12 protein-coding genes are annotated in these 12,447 nt (G+C 72.9%); 7 read left to right on the top strand and 5 right to left on the bottom strand.

What is annotated here, in order from left to right; translation table 11 throughout:
* Positions 1-100: 100 nt before the first annotated feature.
* Positions 101-952, bottom strand: coding sequence for a DUF308 domain-containing protein (locus tag AB0J33_RS19945; RefSeq protein ID WP_363615486.1), 852 nt, complete (start codon positions 950-952; stop codon positions 101-103).
* A 385-nt stretch (positions 953-1,337) separates the two neighbouring features.
* Between AB0J33_RS19945 and AB0J33_RS19940 the strand changes: the two genes are divergently transcribed.
* Positions 1,338-2,030, top strand: coding sequence for a lysophospholipid acyltransferase family protein (locus tag AB0J33_RS19940; protein ID WP_363615485.1), 693 nt, complete (start codon positions 1,338-1,340; stop codon positions 2,028-2,030).
* A 23-nt stretch (positions 2,031-2,053) separates the two neighbouring features.
* Here the strand turns inward: AB0J33_RS19940 and AB0J33_RS19935 are convergent, their stop codons facing one another.
* Positions 2,054-5,536 (bottom strand): adenylate/guanylate cyclase domain-containing protein, encoded by a 3,483-nt coding sequence (locus tag AB0J33_RS19935; RefSeq protein WP_363615573.1) that lies wholly within the window; start codon positions 5,534-5,536, stop codon positions 2,054-2,056.
* A gap of 137 nt (positions 5,537-5,673) precedes the next feature.
* Here AB0J33_RS19935 and AB0J33_RS19930 point away from each other — a divergent pair, with 137 nt between their 5' ends.
* Positions 5,674-5,931, top strand: coding sequence for a hypothetical protein (locus AB0J33_RS19930; RefSeq protein WP_363615484.1), 258 nt, complete (start codon positions 5,674-5,676; stop codon positions 5,929-5,931).
* Positions 5,932-6,119: 188 nt separating this feature from the next.
* Here AB0J33_RS19930 and AB0J33_RS19925 read toward each other — a convergent pair whose 3' ends face one another.
* On the bottom strand, positions 6,120-6,812 hold the full coding sequence (locus AB0J33_RS19925; RefSeq protein ID WP_091407574.1) for a Crp/Fnr family transcriptional regulator: 693 nt from the start codon (positions 6,810-6,812) through the stop codon (positions 6,120-6,122).
* A 266-nt stretch (positions 6,813-7,078) separates the two neighbouring features.
* Here AB0J33_RS19925 and AB0J33_RS19920 point away from each other — a divergent pair, with 266 nt between their 5' ends.
* The 5 genes from AB0J33_RS19920 to AB0J33_RS19900 all read left to right on the top strand — a co-directional run bounded on the left by AB0J33_RS19920 (position 7,079) and on the right by AB0J33_RS19900 (position 10,636).
* Positions 7,079-7,576, top strand: coding sequence for a polyadenylate-specific 3'-exoribonuclease AS (locus AB0J33_RS19920; protein WP_363615572.1), 498 nt, complete (start codon positions 7,079-7,081; stop codon positions 7,574-7,576).
* 77 nt (positions 7,577-7,653) lie between these two features.
* Positions 7,654-8,157: a pyridoxamine 5'-phosphate oxidase family protein gene (locus AB0J33_RS19915; protein ID WP_363615483.1), complete on the top strand. Its 504-nt coding sequence runs from the start codon at positions 7,654-7,656 to the stop codon at positions 8,155-8,157.
* Positions 8,158-8,319: 162 nt separating this feature from the next.
* A complete protein-coding gene (locus tag AB0J33_RS19910) occupies positions 8,320-9,348 on the top strand; it encodes a 6-phosphofructokinase (RefSeq protein WP_110564192.1) in 1,029 nt (342 codons plus the stop codon).
* 72 nt (positions 9,349-9,420) lie between these two features.
* Positions 9,421-10,239, top strand: coding sequence for a pyrroline-5-carboxylate reductase (proC, locus tag AB0J33_RS19905; RefSeq protein ID WP_363615482.1), 819 nt, complete (start codon positions 9,421-9,423; stop codon positions 10,237-10,239).
* Between the two features lie 46 nt (positions 10,240-10,285).
* Positions 10,286-10,636, top strand: coding sequence for a DUF2203 domain-containing protein (locus AB0J33_RS19900; protein ID WP_279518144.1), 351 nt, complete (start codon positions 10,286-10,288; stop codon positions 10,634-10,636).
* Positions 10,637-10,766: 130 nt separating this feature from the next.
* Here AB0J33_RS19900 and AB0J33_RS19895 read toward each other — a convergent pair whose 3' ends face one another.
* Positions 10,767-11,444, bottom strand: coding sequence for a class F sortase (locus AB0J33_RS19895; RefSeq protein WP_363615481.1), 678 nt, complete (start codon positions 11,442-11,444; stop codon positions 10,767-10,769).
* Complete coding sequence (locus tag AB0J33_RS19890; RefSeq protein ID WP_363615480.1) at positions 11,441-12,310, bottom strand: DUF4397 domain-containing protein; 870 nt, start codon at positions 12,308-12,310, stop codon at positions 11,441-11,443. Before AB0J33_RS19890 ends, AB0J33_RS19895 begins: the two co-directional genes overlap by 4 nt.
* Positions 12,311-12,447 lie beyond the last annotated feature (137 nt).

The following is a 12,447-nucleotide window of genomic DNA, read 5'->3' as shown; positions in this document are numbered from 1 at the left end:
CAGCGGGGGAAGTGACGTACAGCGGTATTCCTACTGACCGTAAGTTACACCACTGTTACGCCCCCGGCGGGGCGCTGCCGTCCCGGGATGCGGGCCGAACTCAGACGACGGCGCCGTTGTCCGGGTCGTCGTCGTCCTCGTCGCCGGGGCGCAGCCGCCAGATCAGCGTGACGAAACCGGCAAGGATGCCGGTGAACCCGAACAGGGTGACCGCCGAGCGGTCCACCGGGAGCAACCACGGGAAGAGGAACAGCACGAACCCGACGACCACGCCGAGCACGCCGATCACCGCGTACTTGCTGAACCGGGGCAGCGGCGGCGGCGGGGGCGGGTGGTAACCCTCGTCGTCCTCGTCGTCGGGCAGGTCGGCGCCGAAGGTGTCCAACCCGTCCAGCAGCGAGGGCTCGTCCGGCCGGGTGCCGCGCCCGACGGAGATCCCGGAGATGTCCGTTGCGGACGGTAGCCGGCGAACGTCGGTGGCCGTCGGACCGGCCTCGTCGGCCCCGGGACGGGTCAGCGGCCCGGCGGAGGGTTCGTCCCGGGTGTCGTGTTCGTCCACGTCCTCCGAGGCCGGCCACGGGTGCTCACCGGTCGTGGAGGTGGTGTGGAAGCCCGCCACGATCCGTGCCCACTCGGCGTCGATGTCCGGTTCGTCGCGGGCCGGCGGCTGCTCCGGGGTGGTCTCGTCGGCGAGCTGGGTGAGGTAGTCCCGTGCGGTGGTCAGGTGCGAGCGGTCGACGTAGAGCCGGTCGACCGGACGGGCCGGCACGGTGGTGGTGCGGGTGACCGGGTTGAGGTCCGCGGAGGGCTGGAGGTAGGCGGCGATCCCGCCGGCGGCCAGCACGTCGAGCAGGTGCTCACCGACGCGCGGATCGACGTCGCCGACGACGGCGTACTCGTTCGCGTCGAGCCCGTTGTCCCGCCGTCCCCGGCGGGCCCCACCCGCTGACACCCGGACATCCCCCTTAACGCGCCTTCCGGCGCGGCCACCTCTGCCCCTCGACGCCGGTCCGTACGCCGTGCTCTGAATCGTGACACGTCAGGGCATGGTTCCGGGAGTGCGTTGTGTCGCGTCTTCCAAAGTCCCGGCTGCTCCCGCAGGTCGCGGCGGGCCTCCTTTGTCCGTTCTTGCGCGACGAGTGCGATCTCGGTGGTCGTTGACAGCCGGCTCGTCCGACCCGTCGGGCGCCGCTTAGCCGACCGTGGCCGATCCGCTCCGACGGTGGGCGGGGGTTGTCGGCTGCGGCTTTCGTCCGTTGTGGTGACAGCGCGCGCTTCGTAGGCTCGTCGGCGACGACGGCTGGCGCTGTCGCCGGCACACCACGGAAAGGACGCCGGTGCTCTACTGGCTGCTGAAGTACGTTCTCCTCGGTCCGCTGCTCAAGCTGATCTTCCGCCCGCAGGTGGAGGGCCTGCGCAACGTGCCGGCGACCGGTCCGGTGATCCTGGCGAGCAACCACCTCTCCTTCTCCGACTCGATCTTCACGCCGTTGATCACCGCTCGGAGGGTCACCTTCGTCGCCAAGGCCGAATACTTCACCGGCAAGGGGATCAAGGGCTGGTTGACCAAGATGTTCTTCGTCGGCACCGGCACGATCCCGGTGGACCGCTCCGGTGGCCGGGCCGCCCGCGCCGCCCTGGACACCCAGTTGCAGGTGCTGCGCGCCGGGGGAGTGGCCGGCATCTACCCCGAGGGCACCCGCTCCCCGGACGGGCGGCTCTACCGGGGTAAGACCGGCGTGGCCCGACTCGCTCTGGAGAGTGGCGCGGTGGTGGTGCCGGTGGCGATGCTCAACGCCGACGAGATCCAGCCTCCCGGCAAGCTCATCCCCAAGATCGACCGGGTGCGGATCCGGTTCGGGGCGCCGCTGGACTTCTCCCGCTACGCCGGGCTGGCCGGCGACCGGTTCGTCGAGCGCGCGGTCACCGACGAGATCATGTACGAGTTGATGGAGCTCTCCGGTCGGGAGTACGTCGACGTCTACGCCCAGAAGCTCAAGGAGCCGGTTCCGGCGCCGCTGGCCGCCTAGCCACCTGACGGCGCGGTGCCCGGTCAGGGCAGGTGCAGCAGGGTGGGAGCGTGGTGGCGGGTGGCGAACTCGTGCAGGCGGGCGCGGGTCGCCGCGGCGGCGGGTGGGTCGGTCTCGGCCAGCGGGCCGATCGCCAGCGCCAGCGTGATGATCTCGTCGGTCACGTCGGCCAGCCGGGCGTAACTCGCCGCCGCCGAGCGCAGCAGCTCCGCGGCCGTCGAGGCGTCGCCGTCGTGCCGGGCCAGCGTGGCGTCGGCGACCTGACCGGCGGCGCGAGCCCACGGGGTCATCCGGGGCGCCCGGTCGAGCAGGTCCCGGACCAGCCGGGCCGCGTCCGCGCCGAGCACTCCGGCGACGTGCCCGACGGCCGGCACCCACTCCGCGAACGGGATCATCCGGGTCCGCCGCCAGTCCTCGTCCAGCTCGGTGAGCAGCGCCATCGCCTCGTCCCGGCGGCCCTGCACCGCGCGGCACAGGGCGGCGTGCGCCAGCGTGGAGCGCAACACCCGGTGGAACCCGCTGCGCCGCGCCGCGACCAGCGCCTGCTCGACCAGGTCCGCACCCGGCCCCGCGCTCCCGTCCGGCCCCGCCAACCCGGCCGTCCCGGCTCCGGACAGCCCGCGCATCCACCCGGAGACGGCCACGATGTGCAGATCCCACTCCGCGGTCGGCCGCCGGGTGGACTCCGCCGCCATCGCCAGCGCGGCCGTCCAGTCGCCCGCGTAGTACGACCGCGCCCACTGGTCGGCGAAGCTGGTGGCCAGGCTGTGCTCGCCGCCCAGGTCGAGGGTGAGCTGCTCGTCGACCAACCGGGCCGAGCCGGCCAGGTCGCCCTCCTCCTGCAACGCCCAGGCCAGGTTCTGCACCGCCCGGCGTCGACTGGTCAGCCGCTCCACCCGGCAGTGCTCGGTGACCTCGGCCAGCTCCGGGAACGCCGAGGCGGAGCCGGCCAGGTAGCGGGCGACCGCGAGGGTGATCCGGGCGTTGGCCTGGACCTCCCGCAGCTGCAGCCGCTCGGCGAGCGACGCCGCCGCCCGGGCCGCGGTGCACGCCGGGTCGGTCTCCGCGTTCAGCATGTGCACCCGGGCCAGCTCCAGCAGGGCGCCCGCCTTCTCCTGGCTGTCCGGTAGGTCGCTGTAGATGCCGATCGCCTGGTCCAGGCAGCGCAGGGTCGCCGAACGGTCGGCCCGACTCCACGCGGCGGTGGCGAGCAGCGTCCAGGCCCGCGCCGCACCCGTCCGGTCGCCGCCGCTGGTGAGCCGCTCGGCCAGCTGGGCGAGGGTGTCGGTGCCCCCCGCCACCAGGAAGGCGTCCCCGTCCCGATAGAACGCCAGCTCGGCGTCGAACAGCTCCAGCGCCGCGTCCGGCCCGACGTCCAGGGCCAGCGCCCGGCCGACCAGCGCGGCGGCGGTGTCCAACGCGTGCAGCTCGTACGCCCGGCGGGCCGCCCGGTGCAGCGCGGCCCGCGCCGCCGGGGCGTACGGGGCGGTGTCCAGCCCGACGGTCCGGGCGATCTCGTGTGCCGCCCAGCGGTGGTTGGCCAGCACCTCGGCCAGGTCGTACTGCCGGCCGTCGGTGAGCTGCGCCATCCAGTCGGCGGTGCGTTGGTGGCGCAGCACCCGCTCGGCCCGGGGCAGCCGCTGGTAGCAGACGTCCCGGACCAGGATGTGCCGGAAGCGGTACTCGGACTGCCCGGGCATCGTCGACGTGCTCTGCTCGTACACCAGGTCACGACGTTGCAGCCGGTCCAGCGCGCGCTCCACCCACTCCACCGGTCGCCCCAGCGCCGTCGCCACCGGCGCGGCCCAGAACTGCACGCCGACCACCGCGGCGGCCTGGAGCACCGCCCGGTCGGCCGGGTCCAACAGATCGAGCCGGTTGGCGATGACCGCCTGCACCGTCCGGGGCATCTCCGCGGCGGCGTCGAAGCCGAGGCGGGGAGCCGAACCGACCGCGTCGAGCAGGCCGCCGTCCAGCAGCATCCGGGCGTACTCCTGGGCGTAGAGCGGGTTGCCGTCGGCGAACTCGATCAGCGGGGTACGCGAGCCGGTGGGCAGCGTGGCCTGCCCGAGGAGCAGCGAGTACAGCGTGTCGATGTCGGTGTCGTGCATCGGCGGCACCGAGATGGACATCGCGCCGCTGATCGTGCCGGTCCACGCCGGGTGCCGCTCCCGCAGCTCCGGGCGGGCGGTCGCGACGACCAGCAGGGGTACGCCGCGCGCCGTCGCGCCCAACTGCTCGACGAAGGCCAGCATCGCCTGGTCCGCCCAGTGCATGTCCTCGAAGGCCAACACGGTCGGGCCGGTGGCGGCCAGGGCGAGCAGGAACCGCCGCCAGGCCGCCTCGGTCTCGCCGGGCGTGAGCCGTTCGCCCGGTACGCCGATCAGCGGACCGAGCGCCTCGGTCAACCGGGTCGCGTGCGGGTCGGCGAGCTGCCCGAGACGGGCCCGCAGCCGCTCGCGCAGCGCGGCCGGGTCGTCGACCTCCGGCACGCCCACCCAGGTCTTCACGATGTCCGACAAGGCGGCCCAGGTGACGTTCTCGCCGAACGGGGGGCACTGGCCGACGAGCCAGGTGATCGGCGGGCCGGGCAGGCTGCCGGCGTGGCGGGCCAGCTCGCGCAGCAGCCGGCTCTTGCCGACGCCGGCCGGGCCGAACACCGTGACCAACTGGGAGGTTCGCTCGGTCACCATCCGGTGCAGCGCGTTGACCAGCAGGCCGCGCTCGTGCTCGCGGTCCACCATCGGGGTCAGCTCGGCGGCGCGCGGGTCCCGATGGGGCCGGACCTGCACGGCCAGCCAGATCCGGCTCACCGCGGACCGGCCGCGCAGGGTGACCGGTGGTTGGTCGGCGTACTCCATCTCGTGCCGGGTGGCCGACCAGGTGCTCTCGTCGACGACGACACCGCCCGGCGGGGCGAACGACTGCAACCGGGAGGCCGTGTTGACCACGTCCCCGGTGACGAAGGCCTGCCCGCCGTCCCGGGTGGCCGAGAGGTCGACCAGGGCCTCGCCGGTCGCGATGCCGACCCGGAAGCCGAGCGGCGGCTGCGGGCCGGCGGGCTGACGGGCCAGGTTGCGTTGCAGCTCCAGGCCGGCGCGGACACACCGCAACGCGTCGTTGTCGGTGGCCACCGGCGCGCCGAACAACGCCATGGCCGCGTCGCCGATGTACTTCTCGACCACCCCGCCGTACTGGTGCACGATCCGGCGCACCGTGGCGAAGTAGGTCTGCTGGAGACTGCGGGCCTGCTCCGGGTCGGCCCGCTCGGCGTACCGGGTGAAGTCCACGATGTCGACGAAGAGCACGCTGACCTGACGCCGGTCCTCCTGCACCACGGCGACGTGGTCCCGCAGCGGTTGGCCGCAGCTGGTGCAGAAGTTGACCTCGGTGCTGTTGGCGTGTCCGCAGTGCGCGCAGTTCACCGTGAGCGGCTGGCCGCACCCGCCGCAGAAGCGGTCGTCCGGCCCGGCCGCGCGTGCGCAGTGTCCACACTTGAGGTCGATGTTCAGCTCCGTGGGCGAAAGAGGTCAGTATCGCGTCCGGCCTTACCAGTCGGGTACCCGACGTGCGGACGGGCAACGCCATCGATCGGTCGGGGTTAGTGTTCCGTACCAGGAAGTTTCATGTCAGGGAGAGTGCCGTGCAGGTACGACTGTCCACCTCGTGGACCGACCCGGGTGGCACGCTGTGGGCTCCGGGGGACACGATCGACGTCGATGCGGTCACTCTCGCCGAACTGGAGGAGCAGGGCATGGTGGAAGAGCCTGAGGGCCAGTCGGGCGGGTCGGGGGAGACCACGACCACCTCGTCGAGCACGTCCACGGCCGGTAAGCCGACCGACCCGAAGAAGATCGGCCCGGGGCCGGGCGCGCCGCCGGCCGACACCACGAAGAACTGATCGCCCCGGGTGCGGCTGGCGGGCCGGCGGGCCCGCCGACCGCACCCGTTTGGTGTGCGACATCGTTGACGCCGGCTGCGCGTGGCGGCCGGCGTCAGTCGTGGGTGCGGGCGGGGACGGTGGCCGGCGGCGGGTGACGGGCGTCCACATAGCTCTGGTCGACGACGAACCCGGGGCGGGTCGATCGGTCAGCGGTCGGCCATGCCGGCGCGGCGGCGCAGCGCGGCCACGTCGGTCACCACGATCCGGCGGCCCTCGGTGCGCAGCCAGCCACGACTCGCGAACGAGCCGATCGCCTGGTTGACGCTCTGCCGGGAACCACCGGCCATCTCGGCCAGCTGACTCTGGTTGAGCTCGATCGTGATCATCGGCGCCTGGCTCTCGCCGGCCAGCCGGACCAGCGTCTTGGCCACCCGACCGGGCAGGTCGAGGAAGACGTGGTCGGCGTTCTGCTCGGTGAGCCGGCGGATCAGCCCGCCCAGCGAGCGCATCACCGCGTCCAGGATGCGCGGGTTGGAGTGCACCAGCTCCATGAACGCCCCCCGGGAGAGCGCGAGCGCCGCGCAGTCCTCGATGGCCTCCGCCGAGGCGGACCGGGTGGACGCGTCGAGCAGGGAGACCTCGCCGAGCACGTCCGGCGGACGGATAACCGACAGCACGGCCCGTTCGCCGGTGGGTGCGGTGCGGAACACGGCCACCGCGCCCCGGCGCAGCACGATCAGCGACTCACCGGGGTCGTTCTCCACGAAGAGCAGCTGGCCCTTGCGGTAGGTACGCGGAACGGCGGCGGCGATGACGCGCTGCCGCACCTCGGGCTCCAGCCCAGCGAACATCTCCACACCCGTGAGCGCGTCACCCGGCTCTGGCAGGCGAACCTCCACGGCCCAACCCCTCCCCATGGACCACAACTCGCTCACCGGGCGAACCTGATGGGCCCCGACAAGGTGAACTGACACCGATTCGGCGTCCGGTAGCGGTACACATCAGATCATGACGGTCCGGTCGCTTGCTGTACACCCCTCGAAGCACTTCCGTGACCGTCACCAGCAGCGGCGTACCGTTTTCGGAGGGGTCGATGCGGTTCGGCCCGCGTTCGCTGCGGGCCCCGCCGGGAACGGTCGCCCGGGGGTGGGCGAAGATGGCCGGAATGGTCTACCGCTACTTCTACGACTGCGAATTCATCGAGGACGGCACGACCGTCGACCTCGTCTCGATCGGTGTCGTCGACGAGTACGGCCGCGAGTTCTACGCGGTCTCCACCGAGTTCGACGACTCCCGCGCCGTGCCCTGGGTCCGCCGCAACGTGCTGGACAAGTTGCCCTCCCCGGCGGACCGGGCCTGGCGGTCGCGGGAGCGCATCCGCGACGACCTGTACGACTTCCTCGTCGAGCCGATCCGGGACCGGCCGGGCGAGCAGCTGGAGCTGTGGGCCTGGTTCGCCGCGTACGACCATGTGGTGCTCGCCCAGCTGTGGGGGGCGATGCCGGCGCTGCCCCGGGAGATACCCCGGTACACCAAGGAACTGCGGCAGCTCTGGGACGATCGGGGCAGGCCGCCCCTGCCGGACGCGGACGCGGCCCGGCACGATGCTCTGGTCGATGCCCGACACAACCTGGCCCGGTGGCGGGCGATGACCACCCGCTGAGGGTGGCCGTACCGCCGTAGGTTTGACCGGTTCTGTCCCGGGCAACGGTTCGACCAGCCGAGCCGAGGGAGATTGCCATGAGCGACCAGCCGACCAGCGCCGCGCAGGCACGCGCCCGGGTCACCGAGCTGGCCCGGGCCGCGCGGATCTGCATGCTCACCACCACCGCTCTGGACGGGCGGCTGGTGAGCCGCCCGATGGGGCTCCAGGAGGCCGAGTTCGACGGCGACCTGTGGTTCTTCGCCTACGCGGACTCGGCCAAGGTCCGCCAGATCCGGGTCAACCCGGAGGTCAACGTCGCCTTCTCCGACCAGGGTCACCACGCGTGGGTGTCGATCTCCGGCACCGCCACCGAGGGCTTCGACCGGGTCAGGGCCGAGCAGCTGTGGAGCCCGCTGCTCAAGGCGTGGTTCCCCGACGGGCTGGACACCCCCGGCGTCACGCTGATCAAGGTGCACACCAGCTCCGCCGAGTACTGGGACTCGCCGAGCAGCACGGTGGTGAACCTGCTCGGCTACGCGAAGGCCGCGGTCACCGGCCGGCCGCCGAAGGTCGGCGAGAACCACGAGGTGACCTACTGACCGGGGGCGGGTGCCCGGGGCGCGCTGTCGCCGTACCGGCGGGCCGACTACAGTGCGCAGTGACGGCCCGCCCCGGGCCGGCAACGGCGCCGATGGTCTGACCTGACACATATCCTGGGGCATATCGGGCTTTACCTGATGCTCCAGGAGGATGAGCGGATCATGCGTATCGGCGTGCTCACCGGCGGCGGCGACTGCCCCGGTCTCAACGCGGTCATCCGGGCGGTGGTCCGCAAGGGCGTCGCCACTTACGGTCACGAGTTCGTGGGCTTCCGGGACGGCTGGAAGGGCCCGCTCGAGGGTCTGTCCCGGCCCCTGGGTATCGCCGACGTCCGCGGCATCCTGCCCCGCGGCGGCACCATCCTCGGCTCGTCCCGGACCAACCCGTTCAAGATCGAGAACGGCGTCGAGCGGATCAAGGACAACCTCGCCGCGCAGGGCGTGGACGCCCTGATCGCGATCGGCGGCGAGGACACCCTCGGCGTGGCCACCAAGCTCTACGAGCTGGGCGTACACGTCGTCGGCGTGCCGAAGACGATCGACAACGACCTCGGCGCCACCGACTACACCTTCGGCTTCGACACCGCGGTCAACATCGCGATGGAGGCCATCGACCGCCTGCACACCACCGCGGAGAGCCACCACCGCACCCTGGTCGTCGAGGTGATGGGCCGGCACGCCGGCTGGATCGCCCTGCACGCCGGCCTGGCCGGCGGCGCCAACGTGATCCTGCTGCCCGAGCGGCAGTTCGACGTCGACCAGGTGGCCGGCTACGTCGAGAAGCGCTTCCAGCACCAGTACGCGCCGATCGTCGTGGTCGCCGAGGGCGCCCAGCCGCTCGACGGCCAGATGGTCCTCGCCAACCAGGAGCTCGACTCGTTCGGCCACGTCCGCCTCGGCGGCATCGGCCAGTGGCTCGCCGAGCAGCTGGAGGCCAAGACCGGCAAGGAGGCCCGCACCGTCGTGCTGGGCCACATCCAGCGCGGTGGCACCCCGACCGCCTTCGACCGGGTGCTCGCCACCCGCCTGGGCCTGCAGGCCATCGACGCCGTCAACGACGGCGACTGGGGCAAGATGGTCGCGATGCAGAGCACCGACATCGTCCGGGTGCCCCTCGCGGAGGCCACCCGCGAGCTGAAGACCGTGCCGCTGGAGCGGTACGCCGAGGCCGAGGTCTTCTTCGGCAGCTGATCGACGGTCGACGGCGCGGCGGGCCTGCGGGTCCGCCGCGCCGCGACCCAGGGCGAGGGGGTACGGGTCGACATGTCAGCCGGGGTGCACACGGTCGCGGTGATCGGCGCGGGCAAGATCGGTGAGCTGATGCTCTCCGGGCTGCTGCGCTCGGGATGGCCGGTGGACCGGCTACTGGCCACCGCCCGCCGACCCGCCCGCGCGGAGGAGCTGACCGCCCGCTACGGCGTACGGGTGGTCGACAACCTGACCGCGGTGGACGAGGCGGCGGTGCTCGCGGTCTCGGTGAAACCGCAGGACGCCGCCGCGTTGCTGGACGAGATCGGCCCCAAGGTGCCGGCCGACAAGCTCGTCATCTCGCTCTGCGCCGGTCTGCCCACCAGCTTCTTCAGCCGCCGGCTGCCCGAGGGCACCCCGGTGGTGCGGGTGATGACCAACACCCCGGCGCTGGTCGACGAGGCGATGACCGCGATCTCCGCCGGCGCGTACGCCACCGGGGCGCACCTGACCCTGGCCGAGGAGATGTTCAAGCCGCTGGGCCAGACGATCCGGGTGCCCGAGTCGCAGCAGGACGCGGTCACCGCGCTCTCCGGCTCCGGCCCGGCCTACTTCTACCTGCTGGTCGAAGCCATGATCGACGCGGGGATCCTGCTCGGGCTGCCCCGCCAGGTGGCGCACGAGTTGATCGTGCAGACCGCGATCGGGTCGGCGGTGATGCTGCGCGACTCCGGTGAGCACCCGGTCAAGCTGCGCGAGGCGGTCACCTCGCCGGCCGGCACCACCATCTCCGCGATTCGTGAGCTGGAGAAGCACGGCGTACGGGCGGCGCTGCTGGCCGCGTTGGAGGCTGCCCGCGACCGAGCCCGCGAGCTGGCGGCGCAGGCCGACTGAGCGTTCGGGGCACGTCACGGGGCGGTGCGTGCCGCATACTGGCCCGGTGTTCACACTTGCCCAGGCCCGGCACCTGGTGGCCACCCTGCAGCCGCGTGTCAACGAGTTGATCCGGGTCCGGGCCGACCTGGCCGAGTTGCGCGCCGACCTGGCCGACCACGGCGTCAGCGCGCTCGGCGGGCTGGCCGAGGTGAAGGCGCTGGAGGCCCGGCTGCACGCCGTCGTCGACGAGCTGCACCAGCACGACATCCAGGTCAAGGGCATCGCCCCGGTGCTGCTCGACTTTCCCGGCGAGCGAGCCGGCCGCGCCGTGCTCTGGTGCTGGCTGGAGGGCGACTCCGACGTGCGCTGGTACCACCGGGCCGAGTGCGGTTTCGCCGGCCGCCGCCCCCTCTGACCCAGCCCACTCGCGCCGTCGCCCCCTTCCCGCACCGCAGTCCCCATTGATCCACTCGGTTTCATGGAAACTGCGGTGTCCGCTTGCGTCGGATGCCGCGATTTCCTGCAACCCGAGTGGATCAAACCCCTCAGCCCGCCGCGGACGTCGGCAGGACCGGCCCGGGGGCGTCGGTGACCGCGAACACCACCACGTTGTCGACGTAGTGGCCCCGGCGCCGGTCGAAGTCACCCCCGCAGGTGACCAGGCGCAGCTCCGCGTTGGGCGTCGGCCCGTAGACGACGGCCGTCGGAAATCGGTCCTTGCGGGTACGCAGCGACCCGGTCACCCGGAACGACAGCCGCTGCCCGCCGCGCCACACCTCCACCTGGTCGCCGGGTCGTAGCTCGCCGAGGCGGGCGAAGACCGCCGGGCCGCGCCGTGAGTCCAGGTGCCCGGCGAGCACGGCGGGGCCGGTGTCGCCCGGGGCCGGGCCGCCGCCGTACCAGCCAGCGGTGTGGAAGTCGGTCGGCGGGATCAGCGCGCCGGCGCGGTCCAGGCCCAGCACGGTGAGCGGCGAGTCGACGCCGATGCGCGGTACGCGTACCCGGGTGGGTGGACCCTGCGGCGCGGGCGCGGCGGCCACCGACGGACAGGCGTCGGCGCAGCCGGGGTGCCACCTGGCCACCGGCGGCGGTGGGCCGGTGGTGGCCAGCCCGACGCCGGTGCCGGCGGCCAGGCAGACCGCCGCGCCGGCCGCGACCACCGCGGCCAGCGGCATCCGGCGGTCCCGATGCCGCCGGATCGACGGGTCCGGCCCGGCGCTCACCAGGTGGTGCGCCGCCGCCGACGCCAGAGCACCAGGGCCACCGCGCCGGCCGCCGCGGCCAGGGCGCCGGCAACCAGGGGGTACGCGTCGAACCCGCCGCCCGCGGTGCCACCGGCTCCGGTGTCCACCCCGCCGGCCGGGACGACGGTGCCGCCCTCGGCGTCGCGACGCAGCTCGGTGGTGAGCCCGCCCTGCTTCGCGTCGAGCACCAGCAGCGAGTAGACCGCCCCACCGGTGAGCCGCACCTCGGCGTCGGTGCTCGGCCCGCTCGCACCCGTCAGCTTGAGCCGCCAACTGCCCGGCTCGACCTGCTGGTATTCGGTCGTGGTGGCGAACTGCACCCCGGCGGCGAGCACCGGGCCGTCGGCGGCGGCCACGTCGAGCACCGGAGTCCGCACGGACGCCTGCACGACCCGGACCTTCGCACGACCGGCGCTGGGGGCGCTGAGATCGTCGTTGAGCACCCGCAGGCCGAGGTCCGCGTGCCGACCGACCCCGGCCACCGTGTAGGCGTCGCCGCTGGTCACCGCGACCTCGGTGGTGAGCACCGGAGGATCGCTGGCGGGGGCGCCCGCCTCGCGCATGGCCACCGCGTACCGGCCCGGAGGCAGCTCCAGGTAGTCGGAGACCACGCCGTAGCCCACCCCGGGGAACACCTGCGGCTCGGTGGCGTCCGGTGCGGCGAGGTAGACGTCCACCGCCGGGGTGTCCGGGGAGAGGTGCGCGAGCCGGACGTATCCGACCGTGTCCGCGCCGGTCGCGGCACCGGCCGGCACCGGGATCGCGGCGGCGGCGAGGGCGGTGCTGAGCAGGAGCGCGCCGGAGCCGGCCAGCAGCCGGCGGGGCACGGTACGGAGCGTGTGCATGTCGCCTCCGAAGGCACGTTCGGTGAGCGGGCGGCAACCCAGAGAACAGAGTCTCGTGTACGAGACTGTGACGCAAGTTGCCCGAAGCGGTGTTTCTTGTGCCCGTCCCGGTCGTTACGTGCCTGCGCGCCGCCCGT

Origin of the sequence: Micromonospora sp. NPDC049645 (assembly GCF_040675155.1) — a bacterium.
Lineage (GTDB): Bacteria > Actinomycetota > Actinomycetes > Mycobacteriales > Micromonosporaceae > Micromonospora.
Note: the sequence above shows the minus strand (reverse complement) of the source record. Positions and strands in the feature narration are given on the sequence as shown.